The sequence below is a fragment of the Limisphaera sp. 4302-co genome, from assembly GCF_049537155.1.
Taxonomy (GTDB): Bacteria; Verrucomicrobiota; Verrucomicrobiia; order Limisphaerales; family Limisphaeraceae; genus Limisphaera.
The window spans coordinates 35,108-60,843 of the sequence record NZ_JBMVQZ010000015.1; the positions used below are offsets into that span (position 1 = coordinate 35,108).

The 25,736-nt window shown below is 65.6% G+C and carries 18 protein-coding genes and 1 tRNA gene; 14 read left to right on the plus strand and 5 right to left on the minus strand.

The annotated features are described in order from the left end of the window. Positions 1-108: 108 nt before the first annotated feature. The 9 genes from ACPDIX_RS13515 (at position 109) to ACPDIX_RS13555 (ending at position 14,392) form a co-directional block, all read left to right on the plus strand. Positions 109-945, plus strand: coding sequence for a VPDSG-CTERM sorting domain-containing protein (locus ACPDIX_RS13515; protein WP_423432334.1), 837 nt, complete (start codon positions 109-111; stop codon positions 943-945). 678 nt (positions 946-1,623) lie between these two features. Further along, positions 1,624-2,505: a hypothetical protein gene (locus tag ACPDIX_RS13520; protein ID WP_423432335.1), complete on the plus strand. Its 882-nt coding sequence runs from the start codon at positions 1,624-1,626 to the stop codon at positions 2,503-2,505. 76 nt (positions 2,506-2,581) lie between these two features. Next, entirely contained in the window at positions 2,582-3,250 is a 669-nt protein-coding gene (locus tag ACPDIX_RS13525) for a GNAT family N-acetyltransferase (RefSeq protein WP_423432336.1), read from the plus strand. Next, positions 3,247-4,365, plus strand: a complete 1,119-nt coding sequence (locus ACPDIX_RS13530; protein WP_423432337.1) for a lipid II:glycine glycyltransferase FemX — start codon at positions 3,247-3,249, stop codon at positions 4,363-4,365. The genes ACPDIX_RS13525 and ACPDIX_RS13530 overlap by 4 nt, the downstream gene beginning before the upstream one ends. Positions 4,366-4,823: 458 nt before the next feature. Beyond that, positions 4,824-5,543: a VPDSG-CTERM sorting domain-containing protein gene (locus ACPDIX_RS13535; protein WP_423432338.1), complete on the plus strand. Its 720-nt coding sequence runs from the start codon at positions 4,824-4,826 to the stop codon at positions 5,541-5,543. Positions 5,544-6,742: 1,199 nt separating this feature from the next. Then, a complete protein-coding gene (locus ACPDIX_RS13540; RefSeq protein ID WP_423432339.1) occupies positions 6,743-7,552 on the plus strand; it encodes a PEP-CTERM sorting domain-containing protein in 810 nt (269 codons plus the stop codon). A gap of 849 nt (positions 7,553-8,401) precedes the next feature. Further along, entirely contained in the window at positions 8,402-9,688 is a 1,287-nt protein-coding gene (locus ACPDIX_RS13545; RefSeq protein ID WP_423432340.1) for a nucleotide sugar dehydrogenase, read from the plus strand. A gap of 412 nt (positions 9,689-10,100) precedes the next feature. Then, a complete protein-coding gene (locus ACPDIX_RS13550; RefSeq protein WP_423432341.1) occupies positions 10,101-11,156 on the plus strand; it encodes an exosortase/archaeosortase family protein in 1,056 nt (351 codons plus the stop codon). Beyond that, complete coding sequence (locus tag ACPDIX_RS13555; RefSeq protein ID WP_423432342.1) at positions 11,153-14,392, plus strand: tetratricopeptide repeat protein; 3,240 nt, start codon at positions 11,153-11,155, stop codon at positions 14,390-14,392. Before ACPDIX_RS13550 ends, ACPDIX_RS13555 begins: the two co-directional genes overlap by 4 nt. Before the next feature lie 615 nt (positions 14,393-15,007). On the opposite strand, the gene ACPDIX_RS13560 is transcribed toward ACPDIX_RS13555, so the two are convergent. Then, positions 15,008-15,082, minus strand: a tRNA-Asn gene (locus tag ACPDIX_RS13560). Positions 15,083-15,193: 111 nt separating this feature from the next. Here ACPDIX_RS13560 and ACPDIX_RS13565 point away from each other — a divergent pair. From ACPDIX_RS13565 to ACPDIX_RS13585, 5 genes are all read left to right on the plus strand, one after another. Continuing rightward, positions 15,194-16,081, plus strand: a complete 888-nt coding sequence (locus tag ACPDIX_RS13565; RefSeq protein WP_423432343.1) for a prephenate dehydrogenase — start codon at positions 15,194-15,196, stop codon at positions 16,079-16,081. 72 nt (positions 16,082-16,153) lie between these two features. Next, the gene (locus ACPDIX_RS13570; RefSeq protein ID WP_423432344.1) at positions 16,154-17,524 is read left to right on the plus strand and encodes a 3-phosphoshikimate 1-carboxyvinyltransferase; all 1,371 of its coding nucleotides are present in this window, start codon (positions 16,154-16,156) and stop codon (positions 17,522-17,524) included. Positions 17,525-17,566: 42 nt separating this feature from the next. Continuing rightward, positions 17,567-18,238: a (d)CMP kinase gene (cmk, locus tag ACPDIX_RS13575; protein ID WP_423432345.1), complete on the plus strand. Its 672-nt coding sequence runs from the start codon at positions 17,567-17,569 to the stop codon at positions 18,236-18,238. A 14-nt stretch (positions 18,239-18,252) separates the two neighbouring features. Continuing rightward, on the plus strand, positions 18,253-18,879 hold the full coding sequence (locus ACPDIX_RS13580) for a lysophospholipid acyltransferase family protein (RefSeq protein ID WP_423432346.1): 627 nt from the start codon (positions 18,253-18,255) through the stop codon (positions 18,877-18,879). 332 nt (positions 18,880-19,211) lie between these two features. Then, positions 19,212-20,294 (plus strand): hypothetical protein, encoded by a 1,083-nt coding sequence (locus tag ACPDIX_RS13585; protein WP_423432347.1) that lies wholly within the window; start codon positions 19,212-19,214, stop codon positions 20,292-20,294. Positions 20,295-20,488: 194 nt separating this feature from the next. Here ACPDIX_RS13585 and ACPDIX_RS13590 read toward each other — a convergent pair whose 3' ends face one another. The 4 genes from ACPDIX_RS13590 to ACPDIX_RS13605 all read right to left on the minus strand — a co-directional run bounded on the left by ACPDIX_RS13590 (position 20,489) and on the right by ACPDIX_RS13605 (position 25,722). Continuing rightward, positions 20,489-21,796 carry a diaminopimelate decarboxylase family protein gene (locus ACPDIX_RS13590; RefSeq protein WP_423432348.1) on the minus strand — a complete coding sequence of 436 codons (1,308 nt, stop codon included), beginning with the start codon at positions 21,794-21,796 and terminating at the stop codon, positions 20,489-20,491. Continuing rightward, entirely contained in the window at positions 21,793-23,151 is a 1,359-nt protein-coding gene (gene thrC, locus ACPDIX_RS13595) for a threonine synthase (protein WP_423432349.1), read from the minus strand. The genes ACPDIX_RS13590 and thrC overlap by 4 nt, the downstream gene beginning before the upstream one ends. Before the next feature lie 17 nt (positions 23,152-23,168). Further along, on the minus strand, positions 23,169-24,491 hold the full coding sequence (locus ACPDIX_RS13600; RefSeq protein WP_423432350.1) for a homoserine dehydrogenase: 1,323 nt from the start codon (positions 24,489-24,491) through the stop codon (positions 23,169-23,171). 130 nt (positions 24,492-24,621) lie between these two features. Continuing rightward, the gene (locus ACPDIX_RS13605) at positions 24,622-25,722 is read right to left on the minus strand and encodes a PQQ-binding-like beta-propeller repeat protein (RefSeq protein ID WP_423432351.1); all 1,101 of its coding nucleotides are present in this window, start codon (positions 25,720-25,722) and stop codon (positions 24,622-24,624) included. Positions 25,723-25,736 lie beyond the last annotated feature (14 nt).

Below are 25,736 nucleotides of genomic sequence, written 5' to 3' on the forward strand. Positions count from 1 at the left end.
CTCCCAAGGTTTGTGGCGGGCCTGGGTGCGTGGCACGGAAAATGCCCCTTTTCGCCCGATGGTTGCTTGTGTACAGATATGAGACGCATCGATTTGGGAGTCCGAACCATGACTTGGACAACACATCGGTCGGGAGGCCGGATCGGGGGCCGGACGCACGGCCTGGCCACCTTGTGCGTGGCACTGGCCGGATGGATCCTCCATGCCACGGCGCTCCAAGCCGGGCCGATCACGCTGACCAGCCAGGATTCCAGGGTCTCCGCGCAGTGGTTGGAAGTGTGGAGCGATTCGGAAGGGACCACGCGGGCTGAAACGGGGATTTTCAATCGCGCCTCGGCCGGTAGCGACCTCCTTTTCTGGCAGGGCGCTTCCCGTCCCCACGGGTGGGGATGGGCGGAAGGTGCCGTGGGCCCGTTTTCCTTGTGGCTGAGGGCCGGTGCAGCTCCCTGGGATCTGCCGGCCCCTGATGGGGGCGTGGGCAGCCTGCCCGGCAGCGGACTTTACGTGGCGACCGAATCCCGCACGCGCTTCCTGTTCAACGCGCCCGAAATGACCTTCACGCTCCAGGCCGAGGCCTGGTGGAATTACAGTGCCCAGGAACAGGACATGAGTTTCGTGCTACGGGACCTGACGCTGGACGAGGTCCTCCTGCGATGGCAGCTCATGGACGAACCGGTCTCCTCATTCTCCCAGCCGTACAGCTTCACCGTGAACCCGGGTCACGAGTACGAGATGGTCCTGAGCGGCTGGGTGGATGCGTGGGACGCCAAGGACGCCAACCTGAGGTTGTGGGTGGGATGGCATCTACCCGGGACCGAATTGCAGATTGCCAGTGTGCCGGACACCGGAAGCGCGGCGGCGTTGCTCCTCCTGGGTCTGGGCGGCCTCTGGATGCTGGGGAGGCTCTTCGGCCGGCCGGAACAGAAACGCCCCGGCACGCTGTGAGCACCCTGCCGAAGGACCGAAACGCGGACCACACCAGGGAGACACGGAGAGAGGTTTATAAACAAACCACGGAGGCACAGAGAACACAGAGATCTGTCGCAGAGAAAACAAGAGATTATCTGTTGTCAAAAGGGCACAAGAACGTGGCACTGGGAGCCCGCCGGCACGCCCTTGGCCGAACAGCCTCGTCCCTCAGCGTGCACCCAGGCAATGCAGTAGTTCCAAACACCCGCCGGCTTGACATGAAAAGCAAACCAGCACCTGTGCTTGTGACCTTGTCTGAGTGTTTCTTTCCGTCCCGGGCCATCTGAAAAAGCAATCAGAAAAACAGAAAAAATCTCTGTGTTCTTCCTCTGTGGCCTCTGTGCCTCTGTGGTTGTATAGAAACAAACCTCTTTTTATCTCTGCGGTTCATGGAGACCGTGTCCCCGGCGTCGCGGAGTATGCTCTCTGTGCCCTCCGTTCCCTCTGTGTCCTTCAAAGAGGGAAAATGGTTGCTGTGTCTCCTCTCCGTGCGCTCTGTTCCTCTGTGGTTCAACACAAAAGCCTTCTTCTCTGCGTCTCCGTGGTGAGACAGCCGGACGCTTTGTGTGTGCCCCGTGCCACGGTAGCGCGGCCGCGCCGGGCGGGCCGTGCCCGGATCAGATCTTCGAGGTCAACGTGATCGGGCTGCCTTCCATGACCCTGGCTGAATATGCCGCCTATGAGCGCGACATGGGCGCGCGGGTGGCCGAGTCCGGCGGGGTATTCTGGCGCCGGGTGCGACCGCTGTTTTATCGCCCCCTTTTTCTCCTGGAGCCTCTGGATGCCGGTGGTGTCACGCCGCCGGCGGAAGCGCGCTGGGGTGGATGGCAGTTCGTGGTCGGGGACCCGGCCCGGGCCAACGGTTCGATCGACGTCCTGCTCTTCAGAAACGCCTCTGCTTACAGTTTGGATCGGCTGGAGAAGAAACGCCGTTGGGAGGTGCGCACGGCGCAGAGACATTTCACGGTGCGGAGGATCGAATCTCCCCGGGAGTTGACCGAGGCGCACCCGGCATATGTGGATTTCCAAAGGCGCACAAGGTACGGGTATCGCTCGGATCGGGTGGACGCCCGCCGGTTTGCCGAGTGGGCGCAGGCGGTATTTCGCCACCCGAAAGTGCGCGTGCTGGGGGCGTGGGAGGGGGGAACGCTACGGGCGGTGAGCGTGCTGCAGAGGGTGGGGACGACGCTCCTGTACTCCACTTTCTTCGCATCGTCCGGGGCGCTGCACCGGCACGTGGCGAGCCTGATGCTGCACGAGGTGAGGCGACTGGCAGCGGAGTCCGGTTGCGTGGACCAGGTGTTTGCCGGCCTGCGCAAGGCCGGGAGGGAGGCGTCGGTGGACGAGTTCTACTTGCAGCGGGGGTGCGAGATCGTCCGCCTGCCGGCCTGTCTGCGGGTGCACCCGTTGACCGGCTGGTGCCTGCGGATGATCCGCCCCGGCTTGTGGCGGCGACTGTCGGGTGAGCGGGTCGGCGTGGCAGAGTCCGCGAAGGCCGGAAGGGCCTCCTCATGCCTGTCGGCAGGCAGCAGATAGATCTCGGCGCCGCTGGTGATGCGGAAGTGGACGCCGGCCCCGGCCCGTCCAGCCTTGTGTGACGTGGGGTGCGGGCATGCGAAAGTGGCTGACGGTCCGGCAGGCTTGTGGATCTGGCGAGGTGCTGGCGCGCCTTGCCGACATCCTTTGGTCCGGGCGATCCTACCTGCGGGTCGAGCGCGGACTCGAGGACCTCGCAGGAACGGAGGATGATCAAGCCCTGCGTGGACTTCGGTTCCGGAAGGGAGGAGAGTCGTTGGATGCGCTGAAAAGGTGGCGGATGGTGCAGCGCATGCCGGGCACCAGGGCGCCCATCGAGTGTTGCATGGATGCGATGGCCGGGCTGAACAGGTCTTACACGGTATGGACCGGTGACGAGCTGGCGCAGGTCTCTTGGGTGGCCGGGCCCGGGGAGAAGTCGTCCCTGCCCGGGTGGCCTGTGCCTCCCAAGAGCTGCGAGATTCGGGCCTCCTACACGTTCCCGGCGTATCGTGGGCGCGGGATTTGCGTCGCCGTGCTCAGGGAGATCGTGCATGATCTTGCCAGGGAGGGGCTCACGCTGGCGTTCGCGCATGTGTGGCCGGACAACGAGCCGTCCCTTCGCGCGTTCGCAAAGGTCGGGTTTCGTGTAACCGGAGCGTGGCGGGTGAGGTGCCGGTTGGGGTGGCGGACGGTATGCGCTGCTCGTGACGGTGGTGGCATTATGAACGCCGTCCCGGCCGGCCGATTCACCGGAGCGCCATGACGCTCTCCATTCAGCCGTCCGGTGTGCAGAGTGGAGCGGAGAAGGCCGGTTCTGTCGTTCCTGCGGGGGTCCCGGAGGAGGCTAGCCTCGAATGGGAGGCGTTTTTGGAAAGCCAGCCGCGTGGACAATACCAGCAGTCCGTCCGGTGGGGCTGGGTGAAAGAGGGCGAGGGATGGCGGTGCCGACTGGAGACCTGGGGTTGCGGAGGACAACTGGCCGGAGGCTTTCTTTTGCTCATCAAGCGGACACGGCTCGGGCGACTGGGTTTCGTGAACAAAGGGCCGGTGCTGGCCGAGGAGACCCCTGAGACTGTCTCAGCGGCATTGGATCGAGTCGTCCGGGTGGCTTCGGAGGAACGCTTGCAGGCGTTGATCGTGCAGCCTCCGGATGCCAGTGCGATCGGCAGCGACGAGCTTTGGTGTCGGGGATTTTGCAAATCACCGGTGCCGGGCATCATCGACGCCACGTTGGTGGCCTCCGTGGAAGGCGGGTCGGAGGGGATCCTGCACCGGCTCAGCCGAAGCGCGCGTCGTGAGCTGAGGATCGCACGCGAGCGGGGCGTCCGGGTCGTCGAAGGCGGCTCGGCCGACCTGCCTGCCTTTTTCGAGCTCATGTGCTTGACCTGCCGGCGCCAGGGCGCGCGACCGAATCCGTCATCGGTGGAGGGACTGCGCCGGCGGTGGACGGCCTTCGGATCGAACATGCGCCTCCTGCTGGCCCTGGTGGGGGACGAACTCGTGGCCGGCCTGTCGCTGCTGCGCTTCGGGGACCGTTGCACGTTCGAGAAGAAGGGTTGGAACGGGCGACATGCAGCCGCGTTTCCCAATACCGTCCTGAACGTGGAGGCGATGTTTCGAGCGGCCGAATGGGGCTGCCGGGAGGTTGATTTCTGCGCCATGGACCGGACGCTGGCGGAGCGGATGTTGCAGGGGCAATCGGTGGATGAGGACCTGGCGAAGACGTGGCATGCTTTCAACGTCCGGCTGGGTGCCAGGCCGGTGCTCCTGCCTCCGGCACTCGTGCGGGCCAGGTACGGATGGGAACGGTGGGGTCTGGACTGGCTGTTGGGGCGTCCGTTCATCTCCCGGCGTCTGGCCCGGTGGGCGGCGGGATGAGTCCAAGGCCGGTTGATCGGCCGGCCGTGTGTAGGCAACTGCCTCTCTTGGGGCGCTTCCTGCGGTCACTAACGTTAAAGAGAGCTTCGTCTGGGGCAATGAACGCGATTGTGACCAAGGTGTCGGATCCGGAGAAAGGGGTGTCGGTGGTGTTAACACCCGGTGTGTTGACCAAACATGTTTGTAATGAGCGACTTGCATCATTTGGCCGTCCTGAGTCGGGTGCCGACCCGGCTGGAAGCGTCGGCAGAGTTTACACTTTCCAAGCCCTCCCGGGCGCCGATCGGTTCGGGCCAATTCTCGACCTTTCTCTGATCGTGTTTCAAGTGTCTGTATTGCAACACTTTGCGCTAAATCAGGAACCCCGGCCGCCCTGGCGCGAATCAGCTTGGCACGGGTGCTGCTACAAGGGAGGCAACAGGCAACACAGCGAACGGAGAAAGGAAGCGAAGATGACTATGAAAGCGTTGAAAACGATTGCGGCGGCGGGGCTGGTGGCCGGCATGGCTGCCACGGTATCCGCGGTGCCCGATGCGACGGTGACGGTGGTTCGGACCTCGGGTTATTACGACCCCGCCTCGGGGTACGGTGGCGGGGAGTTTACTCTGAAGGGATCGCCTTGGGCAAATCCGGCCCACTACGATCCGGCCACCCTGGTTTCTGGTGGATTCCAGACGTTCTGTATGGAACGGAACGAAGGGCTGAGTGGCCAACCGTTTCATGCGTATCTGAACACGGCTGCGGTGAACGGTGGGTTGGGTGGCGGGTCGCCGGATCCGTTGTCCATCGGCACGGCGTGGTTGTACAAGCAGTTTGCCGAGGGTAACCTGGCCGGCTACGACTACACGCCGGGTCCCGGGCGCGAAGCTTCGGCTCGCGCCCTGCAAGAGGCGATCTGGATGCTGGAAGATGAACTCCCCGTCGCAGCCAATCCCTACATCACCCTCGTCACCACGAAGTTCGGTTCTCTGGCTGCTGCGAAGGCGAACTATGATCCGATGACCGCCGGCTTCACCGTCCGGGTTGTCAATCTCTACGGCATCGACAAGACGACCGGGGATACTGACTGGTCGGCCAAGAAGCAGGACATGTTGGTCTACCTACCGGATGGCGGGATGACGTTGGTCCTGATGGGCGGTGGCCTGTTGGGATTGGCGCTGATCCGCCGGAAGGAATAAACACCACCGCGCTGTAGGTTGCCTTTCTTGTGGCGCTCCGGAAACGGAGCGCCACTTTTTTGCCCACGCACTCCTGCCATTCAACCACGGAGACAGGGAGGGCACGGAGCGGAAACCCAGAGGGAGGAAAACCTCGATTGTTTCGCTCATTGGGCGTAATCTCGTGTTTCTACGATGGGCAGATCTGCCAGGCCCAAGGGCTTCTCGGTGTTGTTCCGATCCATGGGCAGGCGCCGGATGCCCAAGTGCATGCACGTCACCAGCGCGCGTTGCTGATTTTGCAGTCTTTTCTTCTCATCCCTCTGTCGTTTCTCCGTGTTCTCCGTGGCTGTGTGGTTTGTTGAGAAGCCGTCTCCCGCCTCTCCGTGGTGAATTCCGCGTCTCGGTTGGTTGCGGGACCTGGCAGTGCTGGAGGGTCCTCCCCGTGTCCTGGCGTGAACCACGGACAGATCAGGTGATGTGGCCGCCTTCGGCGGCCCTGGCATTCAACCACGGAGACACGGAGGGCGCAGAGACGAAACACAGAGAGTGATTGAAACAGGAGCTTTTTGCTGATGCTGTCTGCCATTGTCACCACTGCAAGTGCTTGGCGAACAGGTCGTTCCTTCCCACGCTTCTGCAGGGGGTTCCTGGATGTGGGGCGGGGAGATTGGCAGTGGAGAGCGTGGAACCTGCTCTTTACAAGGCTTTGTTCATCATTCCTCTGCGTCATTTCTCCGTGTTCTCTGTGGCTCTCTGGTTTGTTTAGGAGCCGTCTCCGCGTCTCCGTGGTTAGGTAGCGCGGCCCCATGGCGACTTCCGTTCCGCGAACCGACCGTGTAAAGGGGTCCATAATGGCCGTCGGTAAAATTTACACATCCGACATCTCTGCAAGTGATTGATGAGGAACAACGTGACTCTTTCGGGGCCCCTCGAGGTGTCGGCATGGCTTACAGTGTCCGCGGTACAGGGTTCACTGGTTTCCTATCGAGATCTTGGCAAGTAGCTGATGTCCAGTGACTTGCCGCTTTTGCCGTGCGCTCGGACGCCTGTGTGCGCGTTCGTGGCACGGATCCTGTTGTTGGCGACCCGACCCGGGTTTGCGGATTGTCTGGGGCGTTTGCACGGACAGGGCGAGCGGCTGTGTGGAGCGGCCGCGGAAGGTTGGCCCGCGCCCTGTGGGCAGTCCGGGCCTGGGAGAGAAATCCGGAAACACGCCTATGAAACTGCGAATCCTGACCTTCATGACGTTGTTGGGACTCCGGGCGATTTCCTGGGGTACGCCGATCTCCATCACTGATCCGAGCCTGCCCTACACGCAGGACTTCAACTCGCTGGCTTCCTCTGGCACGGGCCACAGCTCACTTCCGCCGGGCTGGGCGATCCACGAAGACGGCAGCAACGCCGACGGGTTGTACCGCGCGGGCACGGGCAGTTCGAACACCGGCGACACGTACAGTTTCGGGGCTTCCGGCGACTCGGATCGCGCGCTGGGTGGATTGCGCAGCGGCAGCCTGATTCCGAGCTTTGGAGCGCAATTCCGTAATGACAGCGGTCAGACGATCGTGGCGATGACCATCGCCTACTGGGGCGAGCAGTGGCGGCTGGGTTTTGAAGACCGGGCCGACCGGCTTTTGTTTGCCTACAGCCTGGACGCCACTTCCCTGGCCGACGGGACGTGGACAGCGGTGCCGGATTTGAACTTTGCGACGCCCGACTTCAGCGGCGTGGGCGCGAAGAACGGGAACGATACTGATCACCGATACCAGGTGACCGCCACGATCAGCGGGCTGAGCATTCAACCGGGCGACACGTGGTGGATCCGGTGGGAAGACTACGATGCGCCCGGGGCTGACGACGGCCTGGCTGTTGACGATCTGACCATCACGTTCCAGACCATGGGCGGTCCGGCCACGATGCCTGATGGTGGCGCAACGGGTGCCCTGCTGGGACTGGCCCTTGCGGTGCTGGGTGTGGGACGAGGTCCTGTCAGGCGTCGCGAGTCGCAGGGACGCCGTGAAGCGTCCTGACCTGCGAGTCGCTGAAAAGATCCCGCTCACCGGCGATCGCTCCGGGCCCCTTCGCCGGTGCTGGTACTTAACCACGGCGACGCAGGGAACAGACCCGCCGGCAATGTCACGGAGACGCCGGGAGACGTCTCCGACGAACCACCGGGGCATCGGGAGATTTCTTTTCATGGGACCAAGGAGGCACGAAGCAATCTGTGTTTAACAAGCACCGAGGCAAGGAGAGGGAGAACTTGCATTTAACCACAGAGGCGCAGAGAGCACAGAGACAAACCCAGAGGTCTTATGTTCCTTTTGTCCTCCTTCCAGAGGACACGGAGGAGAAACACAGGGCTCGCGTTGTTGCCACATCTGCGACATGCTGGTCTTCACGCAGGGCGGCATCGGATGCCAGGTGGGTGCGGCACTTCAGGCCGTGGTCGGCGTTGCCACGCTCCTGTGCCCGGCGGCTCGCGCGGGCCGACGCTCCTGCCTCATAAGAGATCTTTTTTCGTCTCTGTGAAGAATCTCTGTGTCCTCTGTGCCTCTGTGGTTTGTTTAAAATCCAGTCTCCGCGCGCCTGAGGTGAACTCCGCGTCTCGGTGGTTGCCGGCGGAGGCGGACGCCGCGTGCAGACCGGTTCTCCTCCTGGCGCGGCCGGGGCATGTGCGCTTGTGACCGGGGTCGGACGGCCGGCCCCGGGGTGGCGAGGGTTGCGCCGGGCAGGGTCCTCCGCCTCCGGTGGCGGTCCATGATGGGTGGCGTAGATCGCGAGGAGACTCGCGCCGACCGGGGGTTTCCCGCGCCGGGTGCGAGGGCGAAGGCACAGGCTTGCTCTTGCGCGGACCCCGGCGGCTTTCGCAGAATCGCGCCATGTACATTGCCGTTGTCGGTCAGGGCTACGTGGGGTTGCCGTTGGCTCTGCAGTTTGCCCGTTCGGGCGTCAAGGTCCTCGGCCTGGACATTGATCCTGCGAAGGTCGAGGCGCTCAACGCCGGGCGCAGCTACATCCATCACATCCCTTCGGAGGCTGTGGCGGAACAGCGGGCCGCGGGCCGGTTCGAGGCGAGCACGGATTTCTCCCGCGTGCGTGAGGTTGAGGCGGTGATCATCTGCGTGCCCACCCCGCTCAACAAGAATCGCGAGCCCGACATCACCTACATTATCAACACGGGCCGTGCCATTGCGCCGCATTTGCAGCGGGGCGCGCTGGTGGTGCTGGAGTCCACGACCTATCCGGGCACGACGGACACGGACCTGCGCGAGGTGTTGGAGCAGGGCTCGGGAATGAAGGCCGGGGTGGACTTTCACCTGGCCTTCTCGCCGGAACGGGAAGACCCGGGCAATCCGCAGAGTCGGGTGGCCGAAATCCCGAAGGTCGTGGGCGGCCTGACGCCGGCCTGCCTGGAGCGGGCGGCCGCACTCTACAAGAAGGCGATCAAGACGATCGTCCCGGTGTCGTCCTGTCGCACGGCCGAGGCGACGAAGCTGATGGAAAACATCTTCCGCAGCGTCAACATCGCGTTGGTGAACGAGTTGAAGCTGGTCTACAGCGCGATGGGGATTGACATCTGGGAGGTGATCGAAGCCGCCAAGACGAAGCCGTTCGGGTTCATGGCGTTTTATCCGGGACCCGGTCTGGGTGGACACTGCATTCCCATTGACCCGTTTTATCTCACGTGGAAGGCCCGCGAGTACGGCAAAAACACCCGGTTCATCGAGCTGGCCGGCGAGATCAACACCTCGATGCCGGAATATGTGGTGCATCGGGTGGCCGATGCGCTGAACGACCGTGGTCGCGCGGTGAAGGGGAGCCGGATCCTGGTGCTGGGACTCGCCTACAAGCCGAATGTGGATGACGACCGCGAATCGCCCAGCTACGTGCTGATGGACATGTTGCATCAGCGCGGGGCGATCGTGGAGTATCACGACCCGTACGTGCCGGTGATCAAGCCGACGCGCGAGCACCCGCACTGGGCGGGCAAACGTTCCGTGCCCTGGGACGAAAAGACCGTCCGTAGTTTCGATCTGGTGCTCATCGCCACGAATCATGCGTGTGTGAACTACAGGGAACTGGCCGAGTGGGCCGAATGCATCGTGGACACGCGAAACGCGATGAAGGGCTGTCCGACCCGCCCCGGCCAGGTCTGGAAGGCGTGATCGGGGACGGGCAGCGGGCCGGGGGGCGCCGACAGGATAAAAGGCGCGGGCAAAAAGTTCTGAAGAGAGCAACGGTCCCGGCCGATGCTGATAACCCGGAGTGGAAGGCGACCCCGCGGGATGGGGTCCGGGCGCCGGGGGGCGGCCGGTGGGGAACGGTCGCGGCATCGTGAGGTCGAGCAACCGGGTTTGGTGATGGAGACGCGCGGAGGTAGAACGTGCGCCGTGGCGCGGGGAGGGCCCGGCGCAGGTGAGGCGCAGGTTCGCGTCCGTGGCACCTTCCTTGACGTGGTTGGCAGCGCAATTCGAGCCTTTTTCGCTGGCGTGTGGGAGCTCGTCCCGGCCGCACCGGCGATGCAGCCCCGGTTTGGGCCCGCACCTTCATCCTCACCGATCACCCGTTTTCTGAAACGTGAGTGAGGGCAGCTCCACCTCATTGTTCAGCCGGATGTCGGACACGGCCAAATTCTGGCGGGATCCGGAAGGGAGGCCGCTGACGCAATCGCTGGCGTGGCTCGGCCTTTACGTGCTGGTCCTGACGCTGCTTTTCATCCGGCCCCTTGCGGAGTATGCGCGCTTTGCATGGCATACAGAGCTGTACTCGCACGTGTTTCTTGTTCCGGCGGTGACGCTGTACCTGATCCGGCAGGGTTGGCACGGGCGGCCGGGCCGGGTGCGGGGCTCGCCCGTGTTGGCGATCGTGCCGGCCATGCTGGGTGTGGCAGCGCTCCGGGCCGGTGCCTGGCTGGGGGCGCGTGACCTCCTGCCGGAACCCTGTGACCGGCTGCTCTGGCCCGTGCTGGCCTGGCTCTGTTTCCTGTGGGCGGGTGTGCTGGGACTGTTGGGGAGCGCTTTCGTCCGGACCTATCTGTTTCCGCTGTTGTTCATGGTGTTTGCATTACCGATGCCGTCGGCCATGCGGGACGGGCTGGAGATCTTTTTGCAGCATGCATCGGCCGAGGCGGCGGCGGTGATGTTTGTTCTGACCGGCACGACGCTGTTCCGTGACGGACTGATCTTCCAACTGCCCGGGCTGACCATCATGGTGGCGCAGGAGTGCAGCGGGGTGCGATCCACCTATGTGTTGTTCATCGTGAGCTGGGTGGCCGGGTACTGGTTCCTGCGCTCATACGGACTGCGGGGCGTGCTGGTGGCGTCGGTGATTCCCCTTGCCATCCTGCGCAATGCATTCCGCATCGTGACGATTTCGCTCCTGACCTTGCACGTGGACCCGCGCGTGATTGACTCACCGCTGCACAGTCAGGGTGGCCCGATTTTCTTCGCCCTGTCGTTGATTCCGTTCCTGGCCCTGGTCTGGGGTTTGCGTGAGTGGGAGCGCCGGCGACAACTGCGCCGGGCGGGCGCGCCTTCCCCCGGGGGCGCGGTGCCTGCCGGAGGGTGCGCCGTTCCCGGGGCGGCAGCGGACCCGCCCGGGTCGGAAACGACTGGAAAGGAAAGGACGTCATGAAGGCTGAAAGCATCCGACGATCTGCGAACGGTTGGTTCGTGGTGTGGGCCTGCTGGGTCCTCGTTGCCCTGGTGGGCTGCTCGCGCGAGGCCCGGATGCAGCGCCATCTGCAACGGGCCGACCGCCTGTACGAGGCGGGGGATTACGATCGCGCCGAGATCGAATACCGGAATGCCCTGAAATACGGTGGTACGAACCGTGCCGCCGCCGCCCGGCTGGGTCTGATCCTGCATCAACAGGGGCGGCTGCTCGAAGCCTATTCGATCCTGCGCACCGCCACTGAATGGGACCCGGAAAACGTTGATCTCAGGGTCGCACTCGGGCAGAGCCTGCTGGCCTTGGGAAATGTGGGGGGCGCACGCACGCAGGCCGTGGCCGTTCTCTCCCGTGAGCCCGCCAACACGGATGCCTGGTTGTTGCTCTGGGATGCCACCCTCACCACCAACCAACTCGTCGAGACCCGGCAACGGCTGGAAAAACTGGCCCCCCAAGCCGAAAAATGCGCCGGCTATCACCTGGTCTGGAGCGGTGTGTACGCCCGACAGGGCGACCCCGCACGGGCCGAGCAGGCCGTCCGTCGTGCCCTGGAGGTGGAACCCAACTCACCTGCCGCCCACTTCGCCTGGGCCGCCCGTCTGGCTCGTGCGGATCGTACCCGGGAAGCCGAGGAGGCATTCAAGAAGGCGGCCGAACTGGCCCCGCTGCGATCGCCCTACCGGCTTCGTTACGCGGAGTTCAAGGCCGCCACCGGCGACCGGACCGGAGCCCGCGCGATCCTGGAAGAGCTGGTCAAAAAGGCACCGGATCACCTCCCGGCATGGACCGAACTGGCGAAGCTTGAGCTGGCCGAACGGAATTGGGATGCGGCCGACCAGGCCCTCCGGCGGGTGCTGGTGCGCGATCCGGTGAACCTGCCGGCGCTGCTGCTCCGGCCGCAGTTGGCGGTGGCCCAGGGCAAATACACCAACGCGGTGGCCGAGCTGGAGAAGATCCTGAAACTGGTGCCGAATCACCCGCGCGTGCTTTACCAGATGGCGCTGGCCTCGCTCATGGTGAACGACGTCAGCCGCGCCATCAGCAGCCTGGAACAGGCGGTGGAGGCCGGTCCGGACAGCGCGGAGGCGGTCGTTTTGCTGGCGGAGCTGCGCCTGCGACGGGGCGACGCCTCCGCAGCCGTTCAACTGCTGGAACCGTTCGCCCAGCGGCATCCGGAGAACTGGCAGGCCCGACTCCTTCTCGCGCGGGCTTATCAGGCACGCAACGAGGTGGACCGGGTGCTGGCAGTCTATCAGGGTCTGGCCCGCGACTTTCCGACCAATCCCACGCCCTGGCTGCTGACGGGGCTTATCCAGCGGGAAAGAAACCAGCTCGATGCGGCGCGCAAATCGTTCGAGAACGCCGTCCGGATCCGACCCGGTTACCTGCCCGCGGTGGAGCAACTGGTGCAACTGGACCTGATGGCGCGACGATTTGACGATGCACGGAAGCGTGCCGAAGCCGAGCTGGCCCGACACACCAACTCGCCGCTGCCGTGGATGTTGCTCTACCAGGTTCATTTGTTTCAAACCAACCTGCCCGAGGCCGAGCGTGCGCTGTTGAAGGCGGTGGAGGTGGCGCCCGATTACCGGCCTGCGCATTCCGAACTGGCCCGCATCTACGTGGCCACGGGACGGCAAAAGGAGGCCATCGAACGACTCGAATCGGTGGTCCGAGCCAATCCCCGGGACATCGTTTCGCTCATGCAACTGGCCCTGCTGCAGACCGCCTTGACCAACTACACCGAGGCCCGCAAAACCTACGAACGCATCCTGGAAATCCAGCCGCGTTACGGTCCGGCCCTCAACAATCTGGCCTGGTTACTGGCGGAAAACCTCGGCGAACTCGACCGCGCCTACGAGCTGGCCCGGCGTGCCGTGGACCTGCAGCCGGGTGAACCGGCCAGCGCGGACACCCTGGGCTGGATCCTGTTCAAGCGGGGCGACTACGCGCAGGCCCTGCCCCTGCTGCAGGAGAGCGCGCGCAAAATGCCGGAGGAACCGGAGGTGCAGTATCACCTGGGCATGACCCACTACATGCTGGGCGAGGAAACCGCTGCGCGGGTTGCCTTTCAAACCGCCGTGCGACTGCGTCCTGACTCGCCCGTGGCCGGGGAGGCGCGGCGCCGGCTGGCCCTGCTTGATCTGAAACCTGAGACAGTGGACGACGCCCGTCTGGAGGAACTGGAGGCACAGGCACGGAAGGAGGGTGGGGATCCGATCCTCTGGTTGCGCATCGGAGAGGTCCATGCGATTCGCGGCCGGTGGGAACAGGCCGTCCAAGCGGGGCGGAAGGCTCTGGAGATTGCGCCCGGCTCCGCGGTCTTCATGGCCCGGCTGGCGCGGTGGTTGGGTGAATTGCCGGGCAGACTCGACGAGGCGATCGAGCTGGCCCGTCGGGCACGGGAACGGGCTCAGGACGATCCCCACGCGGCGCATACCCTGGCGCGGTTGGTCTGGCGCAAGGGGGATCAAACCTGGGCGGCCAACCTGCTCGAGGAAACAGCCCGGCGACTGCCGGACGATCCCGGCGTCTGGTACGACCTTGCCTGGGCCCGATACAGTCTGGGACAGCTCGCCGGGGCGCGGCAGGCACTGGAGCAGGCGGCACAGAAACAGCCCGGGACTGCGCTGGCGCGCGAGATCGAGGAATTCCGGCGCGCAATCGCACTGGGGGAAAACCCGCCCACGGCTCCCGCCGATGTGGCCCAGGTGCGCCAGTGGGCAGCCGGCCGCACCAACTACGTCCCGGCGATGTTCGCCCTGGCGAAGTTGGAGACCCTCGGCGGCAACCCAATCGAGGCGGCCCGCCTGTTGGAGGCCGTGCGCAAGCTGTTCCCCAACTTCACTCCGGCCCTCCGGGAGCTGGCCATCCTATACGCCGGCCCCCTCAAGCAACCGGACAGGGCTTATGAACTGGCTTTGCGCGTGCGCGAGGCGGATCGGGATGATCCGGCCATTGCACGCCTTGTCGGGATCCTGGCGCGCGAACGCGGCGACGTCACCCGTGCGGCCGCGGCGCTCACCGACTACACCCGCCAGCGGAACGACGATGCCGAGGCGTTTTATCACCTGGGCCTGGTTCGCAGGCAACTGAAGCAGCCCGAGCAGGCCCGTCAGGCGCTCGAACGCGCCGTGGCCCTGGCGCCCAACGCGCCCTTTGCCGCTGAAGCGCGGAAAATCCTGGCCGAACTGAAATAAACACGCACCCGCGGCGGCGGGATGACGGATCTGGATCGGGCCACCGGCGGGCGCCGTCTCGTTGGCATACGATGTACACCATGAGGCACGCGGGAGGCTCGCCGACAGGGGCGGGCGTGGTTCTTACTGAACGAGGCGAGAATCCTTTCAACAAGGACCTTTCCACTGGCCGGGCTGTCCGGCGGGGCGTCCGGATGGCGCGGAAACAGTCTGGTCCGCCCGCCATCTTGATTGTTGGGCGATCAGTGGCGAGGCCTGTCCCCGCTTTTGCGCTGGTGTCGAGGGCGTCCTTCCGCATGACCGGTCGCCCGCGTGTGGAGAGCTCTCCTTTGCGGGCGGTGTTTGTTAGCAGGGGGCCGGGCTCTGCTGTGTGTGCCGGCCGTTGAAGGGGCACTCGAGACTCGAGATCCAGCATGGGCATGGGCCGTTTCCCTTCGGAGTGGAAACGGCCCTTTTTGTTTGGGGACGGCTCGCCGGCTGAAGCGCGCCGGGGTGTCCGCGTTCATGGGGCTGCGCCGTGGAGCCGAAAAAACGCCCGGGAAGGGGACTTGACGTTGCCGGTTCGGAGAACGCGAAAGCGCAGCTTGCCCGGGAGACGGGGGCCGCAAAAGCAATTGGCTCCAGAGACAGGACTCGAACCTGTAACCCGCCGGTTAACAGCCGGCTGCTCTACCATTGAGCTACTCTGGAGCGCCAGTGCGCCGAGAATCTACCCAACCGGGTTGCGGACGTCAACGGGGTCCTTGGCGGGCACCGCGTTTTGCTTGGGTGGCCGCGGCAGGTTGGCCTAAGCTGCGGCCCGTGCACTGGCAGAAGGTCACCGTGATCGGCGTCGGACTGTTGGGCGGGTCGCTGGGCATGGCACTGCGGCGCAGGGGACTGGCCCGGCAGGTGGTTGGGTTCGTACGTCGCGAGGCTGCGCGAGGGGAATGTCGCAAGGCACGGGCGGTGGACGATGCCACGACGGACCTGGTCGAGGCCGTGTCGGATGCGGATCTGGTGGTGTTGTGCACGCCGCTGGCGCAGATGGAGCCTCTGGCCCGTGCCATGCGTGGTGCGCTGAAGCCCGGTGCGGTGGTGACGGACGTGGGGAGTGTCAAGGTCCCGGTGGTTCGGCGGTTGGAGTCGTTGTTGAAGCGCTCCGGGGCGGAGTTTGTGGGCAGTCATCCCATGGCGGGGAATGAACGGACAGGGGTCGGTGCCGCACATGCGGATCTGTTCGAGGGGGCGGTGGCGGTGGTCACGCCGACGGCGCACACCGGTGCGCGCGCGTTGCGCGAGGTGCGCCGGCTTTGGACGGGTGTGGGCGCCAGGGTGCTGGAGATGGGACCGGACGAACACGACCGGCTGGTCAGCCGGTCGAGCCATCTGCCGCACGTGGTGGCGTCGGCCCTGGCGGCGCTGGTGCTGGCTCCGGGACGGAACCCCCGCCAGAAGGATCTTTGCGCCACCGGTTTTCGCGATACGACGCGTGTGGCCTCCGGATCACCCGAGATGTGGCGTGACATCGCCCTGGCGAACCGGCGGCATTTGGACCGGGCGTTGGACGAGCTGATGCGCGAGCTCGACAAGTTTCGGAAATGGCTGGCGGCGGAAGATGCCGAGGCGTTGTTCAAATTCTTCCAGGTTGCGAAGGCCCGGCGGGACGCGTGGTGCGGGAGCCGGCGCGCCTCACCGTCTCCGGAATGAGCCGGGCGAGGATGGGATACAGGAGCGATACGCCCGGGAGGGCTTGCAACAGAGCAGGGTCGGGAGGCTCGCATGGCATTGCCTGAGGTGATCGAGATCGAACCGTTGGGCGCGCCCGTGGAAGCGCGGGTGACGGTGCCCGGGTCGAAGAGTTTGACCAACCGCGCTCTGGTGTTGGCCGCCCTGGGGCGCGGGGAGGTGACCTTGAAAGGGGCGCTCTGGAGCGAAGACACGCAAATCATGGTGGAGGCGTTGCGCCGGCTGGGGTTTGTGCTCCGGGTGGAGCCCGATCCCGCCGAGCCCGGGAATCGGACGATCCATGTCCGGGGTTGTGGGGGGCGGGTGCCTCCCGGGGGCCGGCGTGACGCGCCGTTGGAGCTGTACGTGGGCAATGCGGGCACGGCGGCGCGGTTTCTGGCGGCTTTTGTGGCTCTGGGCCGCGGATGGTACCGGCTCCACGGGACCCCGCGTATGCACGAGCGCCCGCAGGCGGCCTTGTTTGCGGCTCTGCGACAGCTCGGATACCGCGTGGAAAGTCCCCATGACCGGCTGCCGGTGCTGATCGAGGGTGGTGGGCCGCGGCCAGGTCGGTGCGAGGTGAGCATCCTCGAGAGCTCGCAGTTTGCTTCGGCGCTGTTGATGGCCGCGCCCTGGGGTGGCTGGGAGGTGGAAGTGAAGGGTGAGAACCCGGAGGAATCACCCTACGTGGCCATGACGCTGAAACTGCGCGGGCAATTTCCGGTCCAGGGCGGCGAGTACGTGGTGGAACCGGACGCCTCCAGTGGAAGTTATTTCTGGGCGGTGAACGATCCGTCGTGGATCTGGCCGAGGTTGGACCGGGATCCGGCCGAGCTGGACCCGTCAAGGTGGCCGGTGCAGGTGCGTCGCTGGCCCCCGCCGGAACTGCAGGTGGACGCGCGGTTTCCGGGAGTGTGGCAGATGCTGTTGTCGGCGGGTCACGCGTCGCGCGGCCGGTCGCGGAGTCTGGAAATCGAGGTTTCGCGCGAACGTGACCTGGGCGACGCGATCATGACCGCGGTGGTGATGGCGCCGTTGTGCGGCGTGATCTGCCGGTTCACCGATCTGGGGCGACTGCGCCTGCAGGAGTGCGAGCGGGTGGCTGCATTGCGGACGGAACTGACGCGGTGCGGCGCGTCGGTGGTGGAGGAGGGCGACACGTTGACGGTGCGTCCGTCCGTCCTGCACGGGGCGGAGATCCGGACCTACCAGGACCATCGCATGGCCATGTGTTTTGCGATTCTGGGGTTGAAAGTCCCGGGCATTCGCATCCACAATCCCGCCTGCGTGGCCAAGACGTTTCCGAACTTTTTCGCGAAACTGGCCGCGCCACCTCCGGACGGACTGGGTGCGCGGATCCGGGACGGCCGGTCCGGTGCGATGCTGGGGCCGGACCGGTTGACGGTGGTTGCGCAGGAGCCATGAGCCGGCGGTCCGTCCTGCGGGGCCGCCAGGGGACCGAAGGATTTGGAAACACCCATCGTCATCGCCATTGACGGGACCAGCGCCAGCGGCAAGAGCACGAATGCCCGGCTCGTGGCGCGTGCGCTCGGGTACGTCTACGTGGACACGGGGGCGATGTACCGCACCCTGGCCTGGTATTGCTTGAAACTCGGTGTGGATGTGAAGGACCCGGATGCGGTCGCCCGTGTCTGCCGCCGCTGGAAAACCGAGCTGCGCTGCGTGGACGGGCAGGTGCGCTTGTTGGTGGACGGTTATTACCCGGAGCGTGAGATTCGGACCGCGGAGGTCAGTGCGGCGGTTCCGCATGTGGCCGCGGTGCCGGCCGTGCGGCGCTGGATGAAGCGGAAACAGCGGGAGTGCACGAAGTTCGGCAACCTCGTGATGGAAGGGCGCGACATCGGCACGAACGTCTTCCCGGAAACGGAGTTCAAGTACTACCTCGATGCCAGCCTGGAGGAACGGCACCGTCGCCGCGCGGCCGAGGGTGTGCAGGAGGACCTGGCCGCCCGCGATCAACAGGACAGCCAGCGGGCCGTGGCGCCGCTGATGATCCCGCTGGGTGCCCACGTGATCAACACCTCCGAGATGAGCCCCGAACAGACCAGCGCCCTGATTCTGGAGGACATCCGGCAGCGGTTGGCCGCCCGCAGGACCGGTGGCGCTTCCTCATCATGACCGGTGCGGCGCGGATGGATCCCCTTTACCGGGTGAGCTGGCAGTTCTGCCGGCTGGTGTTCCGACTCTGTTTCCGCTGGCAGGTGGAACATGTCGGGCGCGTGCCGGCCGAGGGAGGCGTCATCCTGGCCCCGAACCATGCCAGTTTCCTGGATCCGCCGCTGGTGGGGGCGGCGGTGACGCGCCCGGTGTCGTACCTGGCCCGCAAGAGCCTCTTCAGCTTTCCCCTGCTGGGCTGGCTGTTGCGCCGGTACCGGTGCATCCCTGTGGACCGTAACGCCACTGCGCCGGCCGGCCTCCGGACGCTGCTCGAACGCCTCCAAGCCGGGGAAGCCGTGCTCTTGTTTCCCGAGGGGACGCGCAGCCCGGACGGGTCGCTGCGACCAGCCCAGGTGGGGTTGGGCCTGTTGGTGGTGCGCAGTCAGGCCCCGGTCGTGCCGGTCCGGCTCTTTGGAACGTACGAGGCATGGAGCCGGCATCGGCGCCTGCCCAGGCCGCGGCCCGTACGCGTGGTCTTCGGTCATCCGTTGGATTTCGCTCCCCAGCGACGTGAGGCCGCATCAGCCGATCGTGCCCGGCTCAAGGCGATCTATCAAGAGATTGCGCAAATCTGGGAGGAGGCGGTCCGCGAACTGAGTTAGATGGCACTTTTCCTGTGGTGCCGTGCGGGAGACGACGAGCCCGGACGGCAACAGCGTTGGTCTGCAAGGGGCTTGGGATCCGTGCCTGAGGCTCGACCGTAGCAACGGTTGGAGCTGCCCGCACGACTTTGGGCGCGGCTGGCCAGTTTGTCAGGGCGGCTTCGGCCGGCGATTGGGAATGTCCGACGTTGGTGGAGTCCGGGTCGGAGCGTGAGTTCGGGCCTTCCCGGGGCTCTGGGTCCTCCCGTGAGGTCCGCCACGGAGGAGCAGGTCCTCGCCGAAACAGCCGCTTTGACAAGGTTCCACCCCTCCGACAGAGTAGGGTGACAGCCATGAATATCTGGCAGGCATACGAGGAGTTGAAGGGCGCACTGGGTCCCGAGGCTTCTCAGAAGGTCGCGCACGTCTTGGACGCGCTCATTCAGGAGCATGTGCGGACCGAGGTCAGGGACGCCACCGAACCGCTGGCGCGTGCGTTGCAGGAGCTGGCGACCGAACAGGTGCGGACAGAACAGCAGCTGCAGCGGCTCGCCCAGAAAGTGGAAGAGCTTGTCGAGGCGCAGAGGCGGACGGACGAACGGCTCGAGGCCCTCGCGGTGCGGGTGGAGCAGCTGGCCGAGGCGCAGAAGCGAACCGAACAGCGGCTCGAGGAGCTTGCCGAGGCGCAGAGGCGGACGGACGAGCGGCTCGAGGCCCTCGCGGTGCGGGTGGAGCAGCTGGCCGAGGCGCAGAAGCGAACCGAACAGCGGCTCGAAGAACTTGCCGACGCGCAGAGGCGGACGGACGAGCGGCTCGAGGCCCTCGCGGTGCGGGTGGAGCAGCTGGCCGAGGCGCAGAGGCGAACCGAACAGCGGCTCGAAGAACTTGCCGAGGCGCAGAGGCGAACCGAGCAGCGGCTCGAAGAGCTGGCCGAGGCGCAGAGGCAAACCGAGCAGCGGGTTCAGACCCTGGCCATCCGGTTGGATCAGTTGGCCGCGGCCTTGCAGGAAACCCGGGAACGTTTGGACGAAACCAACCGGCAGTTGGGCGGGTTGTCCGCGACTGTTGGTTATACACTGGAAAACGCTGCCTATCGCGCGCTTCCGGCGCTCTTGGAGCGCGACCACCGGGTGCGGGTGCTGGAAAGAATCCGCCGCGACTTCCTGACCGACTCGGAGGGGAGAAACCTCGAAGTAAACATCCTGGCACGGGCGGAACAGGACGGCCAGCCCGTCTGGATTGTCGGGGAGAGCAAGACGCAACTTTCGTGCAACGACGTGGATCGGTTTTTGCGACGGCGTTTGGAACGGCTGCAGCCGGTTTTGGGGCGTGTTTTCCCCGTCCTGGTGACGCACATGATCAGCGGGCCCGAGGTGCGAACCTACGCCCAATCCAAGGGGGTCGCACTATACCTGTCGTTCGAGTTCGACGCCTGATGCGGCTGACCCGGGCCGGGCAGCACCGCTCCCGCCATCCGGGTCATCCGTTCTGGCAGGGCGCAAGGCGGTGGGGCCGGATTGGCTGTGTGGGGCCATGGTGCCCCGGGTTTCATGCCCAGCCATCGCGCTCGGGTCCCGCACCAGACAGGTCGTCCCGCCTTCATCCCGTCGAGGGATGGCGTTTCGGTCTCTCATCCGGACCGGGGCTTCGGCGGGTCGGCGGGTGCGGGCATCCATCTTCCGTACCATTGGTCGAAGGATTCACGGGGTCGCACCTGTTGAACGACACGGCCGTCGTGCCAGAGCACCGGTGCCAGCCCGTGTGAAAAGCGCGTTTCCCAGGAGAGGTTGTAGGCCCCGGCGTGCATCCAGATGAGGTGATCGCCGGCTCGCAGGCCCCGGGGCAGTCCCGCCTCGGCCAGCACGTCGAAGGTCATGCAGGTGGGGCCGGTGACGATTGTCGGCACCCGGCGGCCTGCTCGCTCGGGCAGCACCACGAGATCGTGTCTCTCCCAGGTGCTCACCATCCCGTGCAGGGTGCGCCCCCCGTCGCAGATGGCGTATCGAACGGTTCCTCGTGTCTTGAGGTCACGCACCCGCACCACCAGCACGCCGGCGGGTGCGGCCAGCCAGCGGCCGTTTTCCAGCCAGAACTCCTTCAAGTGGGCGAAAGATTTCCGCGCCCTTTGCAACGCTTGTGCGAAGGCCGGGATGGAAAAACCTCGGGCCAGCGGCCGGTTTGTGGGATCGAGGGCGCCGTCGAGTGGCCACCCACCGCCACAGTCCACGACCTGCGGGTGCCAATGCAATTGGTGGCACAGCGTGGCTGCTTCCTCCAGTGCTGCGGCGTACCAGTCTGCGGAGGGGATCTGGGTGCCAAGGTGAAAATGCAGCACCTCGGGTTCGATTCCGATCCGGCGCGCCCGGCGGAGGACCTCGCGCAGTTCCGGGAGACTCATGCCGAACTGGCCGGGCCGTGCGCGTGAATCGGCTGACCGGCACACTCCGGGCGCCAGACGCAGGCCCAACTGCCATTTGTACTTCGCGGCCAGCGGGAGCAACACGGCAGCCTCGGCCGGAGAATCCAGGTTGACCCGGAGGCCGCACCGTTCGAACCCAGGCAACCAATCCTGTTTTGCCGGTCCATTGACCAGGATTGCTTCCGGGGTGAATCCCTCTGCGAGGGCGGCGCGAAGCTCGAATTCGCTGACCACCTCGATCCCGCGCCCCTCCTTGCGCCACCATTGCCAGAGGGGCGGCAGGGTGAGCGTCTTGGCGGACCACCAGTGTTTCACCGGGATTCCCTGCAGGGCGCGGTCGGCCCGGGCCAATCGCCACTGGAGCGGCCGGAGCGAAAAAAGAAAAAACGGGGTGACATGCTTCCGGAGCAGCGGCTTGACCTGTCGGAGCCAGAAGTGTCGCGGGTCTTCCGGCTCATCGGGTCGCTGGTTCCGGGGCCGGCCCGGGAGGCGGGGGTGCCCTGGGGCGGTGCAGCTCATGGCCGGGGCAACGCCAGGAGGTAGTCGCGGAACTGTTCGTAACGCGGTTCGAGTGTGTCGCAGGACTCCGGCAGGTGGTCCAGGGCTTTCAGGGCTGCCGGCTCCTCGGGTCGGAACCCAAGTAATCGTTCGATTTCCTCGGGGAACTTGGCCGGATGCGCCGTTTCCAGCACGACGGTTGGGACGGGCCTGGCGGAGGTTTCCCGGCGGTACAGTTGGAATCCCCACCAGGCCACAGCTCCGTGGGGTTCGAGGAGAAGGCGGTGCCGTTCCCAAGCCTGGCGGATGGCGGCGCGGGTTTCATCGTCCGAGACGGAAACGCTGTAGAGATCCCTTCGCATGGCCGCCAGATCCGGTTCCTGGCAAATCCGCCCGGTTTCATCCATCCAACCTCCGTACACGGCGATCAACCGGGCGAGGTTGCTGGGGTGGCCGACGTTCATGGCGTTGGAGAGGCAGGCCCGGGACGGCACCACTTTTTCGTACCGGCCGGTGGCCAGGTAACGGGGGAACTCGTCGTTGCGGTTGACGGGCACCACCAGCCGCCGCACCGGCAACCCCATGAGCCGTGCGATCACCGCGCCCATCATGTTGCCGAAGTTGCCGCTGGGGACCACCACGTCCACGGCTTGCTCCGGACCGGCCACGCGTGCGGCGGCGTAAAAGTAGTACACACTCTGCGGCAGCAACCGGCCGACGTTGATGGAATTGGCCGATGAGAGGTTGAGCCCTTCGAGCGCGGGGTCGGCAAACGCCTGTTTCACCAGTGCCTGGCAATCGTCGAATTTCCCGTTCAGCGCCACCGTGCGGATGTTGTCGCCCAGCGTGGTCATCTGCCGGCGCTGGCGGTCGCTGACCTCCTCGCGTGGAAACAGGACCACGACGCGGATGCCCGGCACGCGATGGAACGCGCTGGCCACGGCCGAACCGGTGTCGCCGCTGGTGGCCGTGAGGATGGTCAGGGGCCGGCCTGACCGGGCCACCAGCCGGGACAACACCCGCGCCATCCAACGCGCTGCGAAATCCTTGAATGACGCGGTGGGCCCGCGATCCAGGCGGAGGATGTACACCCGGTCCTCATCCCGGACGGGCTCCAGGGGCACCGGGAAATCGTAGGCCTGCCGGCACAGCTCCGCGAGTTCGTCCGGAGCGAGGAGTCCCTCGGTGTACGGCGCCAAAACCTGTGTGGCAATGTCCGCGTACTCCCGTTCGGCGAAGCTGCGGCGGGTGTGAACATCGAGAGTGGGGAACCGTTCCGGCAGATACAGCCCCCGATCGGGCGCCTGACCCCGCATGAGAGCCTCGCGCAGGTCGGCCGCGGGAGCCGCGCAATTGGTGCTGCGATACCGGATCATGAACGCCTGCGGTTTGTTCAGTCCAACGATTCGACGCGGAACCGGACCGGCGGGGCCTTGACCACGGGAAGTCGGCCGATCCGGCCGAGGGCCCGGCGCACCGCGCCGTCCGGCGCCTCGTGCAGCATCAGTATCAGCGGCACGATTTCCCCGGTGTGCCCCTCGGGTTGAATGACCGAGGCAATGCCGATCCCGGCCTGGCCGAACACCGCGGCAATCCGCGCCAACACACCGGGCCGGTCCACAACACTCAACCGGACAAACGACCGGCTCACCACCTCGTCCATCGGCACCACACGGACCCGGTTCGGTTGCCGCACGAAAGCCGGGCGCCGTCGCGGGCTGCCGAACCGCAGGTCCAGGGCCGCATCGGCCAGATCACTCAGCACGGCGCTGGCCGTGGCGTCCTTGCCCGCGCCCTGGCCGTAAAACAGCGTCTCGCCCACCACGTCCCCGCGGACAAACACCGCGTTGAACACACCCTGAACGCCCGCCAGCACGTGCCGGCTGGGGATCAGCGCCGGGTAAACCGACACCTGCAACGGTGTCTCGCCATCGGTTGCGTCCGCCGATCCCAGCTCCTTCACAATGCCCAACAGTTTGATCGTGTAACCCAGTTGCGAGGCAAATTCCAGGTCCAACGGGGAGACGGATCGGATGCCCTCGACCCTGATTTTCGAGGGCGGAATCCAGATGCCGTGAGCCAGCGAGGCCAGGATGCCGGTTTTGTGCTGGGCGTCATGGCCGTCAATGTCCAGGTCGGGCGGTGTTTCGGCGTAACCCTCCCGTTGGGCTTCCTTCAACACGGCATCGAACCCGGCGCGATCCCGGGCCATGCGGGTGAGGATGTAGTTGCAGGTGCCGTTGACGATGCCGTAGAGCGCACGGATGCGATTGCCCACGAACCCCTCGCGCAGCGCCTTGATGATCGGAATCCCGCCGCACACGCTGGCCTCGAAATACAGGTTCGTCCCGTGACGCTCGGCTTTGCGGAACAGCTCGGGACCGTGCGCCGAGAGCAGGGCCTTGTTTGCGGTGATCACCGGTTTGCCCAGGCGCAGTGCCGTCTCGACAATCTGCCGAGCGACCGTGGTACCCCCCACCAGTTCGGTGACCATGTGGACCTCGGGGTCCTCAACCACCTGGCGCCAGTCGGTGGTCAGCAGCCGGCGCGGGATCGGATAGGGCCTCGGCTCGTCCACGGCCTTGACGGCCACTTTGCGGACTTGAATCCGGACGCCGATCCGGCAGGCCAACAGCTCGCCGTTCTGTTGCAGGGCGTGGAACACGCCGCTGCCGACCGTCCCGCCTCCTACCATGCCGAGATTCAACACGTCCATAACGGCCGCCCAACTTGCCGGGAAGGCGTTTCAGCGACAACCCCTTTGTGCGGCGATGTCACCCGGATCACCCTCCGGCCCCGGGCAGGGCGCGGGCCGGGCTGGTCTGCTGGAGAGGCGGCAACGGCGTTCAATACCGGCTTTGTCCTGTCCGCTGGCTGTTGCCCTGGTAGGTGGGCCAGTTGGAGGGCGCCAGCGGGGCCTCGGGATGGAGGGCATGCAGGGCGTAATAGGTAAGGACGTAGATCGTCCCGTCCCGTCCCAGCGCCGGGCTCGACAGGATGAACCCCTTGAGCCAGTTGTGCCACACGTAACGTCCCTCGGGTGTCACGGCATGGAGGGACCCGTCCCGGCTGCCCACCAGGATCGTGCCATTGGCGCAGAGCGTGGGAGCGGCCTCCACATCGTCGCCCGTGCCGTACCGCCACAGGAGCCGACCGAGCTCGCCGTAGGCGCGCAGGTCACGGTTGACCCCCACGTACACGCGTCCGTCCAGGTCGAGCACCGGCGAGGAGGCGGTGATGCCGCCCGTGTGGGTCTCCCATCGCAACCGTCCGTTCCGATCCACACAGAGCAATCGCCCGCGCACCGTCGTAAAGTACACATTGCCCTGAGGATCCAGGGCCGGCGTGGAGAGAATGGCCCCGTTGGCCTGGTACATCCAAAGTTCGGTGCCGTCCGGTCGCAGTGCGTACAGACGCCCCGCATGGGTGCCGAAGTAGATCATGTCGTCGGCGGCGACGGCGGCGGAGGCTGAGATGATGCCGGAGGCGTCGAAGGTCCACCGGACCCGGCCCTCGGGCGAGAGCACGTAGAACCGTCCGTCCCAGGATCCGAAGCACACGCTACCGTCCGACAGAAGGGCAGGGGAGGCGTCCACCCACTGGCCGGTGCGGAAATACCATTTCAGCCGCCCGTCCGGGCGCAGCGCGTACAGGCGGCGGTCCCGGCAACCGAAATAGATCGTTCCATCGGGTGCCACCGTGGGCGCCGACTGGATCTCCATGCCCGTGGCGAACTGCCAGCGGCGCTGTCCATCCGGCCCGAACGCCACCATCCGGCCGTCGAACAACCCCACGTACACTGTGCCGTCCGGCGCCACAGCCGGCGTGGCCTGATTGCCCGAACCCAATTGGACCGACCAGAGGTTGGTGCCCGGACGCAAGGGGGGTTGCGCCCGGGCCATCAGCGCCAGAGCACAGCAAAGCCCCACCCACCACCATCGGTGCAACCCACATGAAGTTG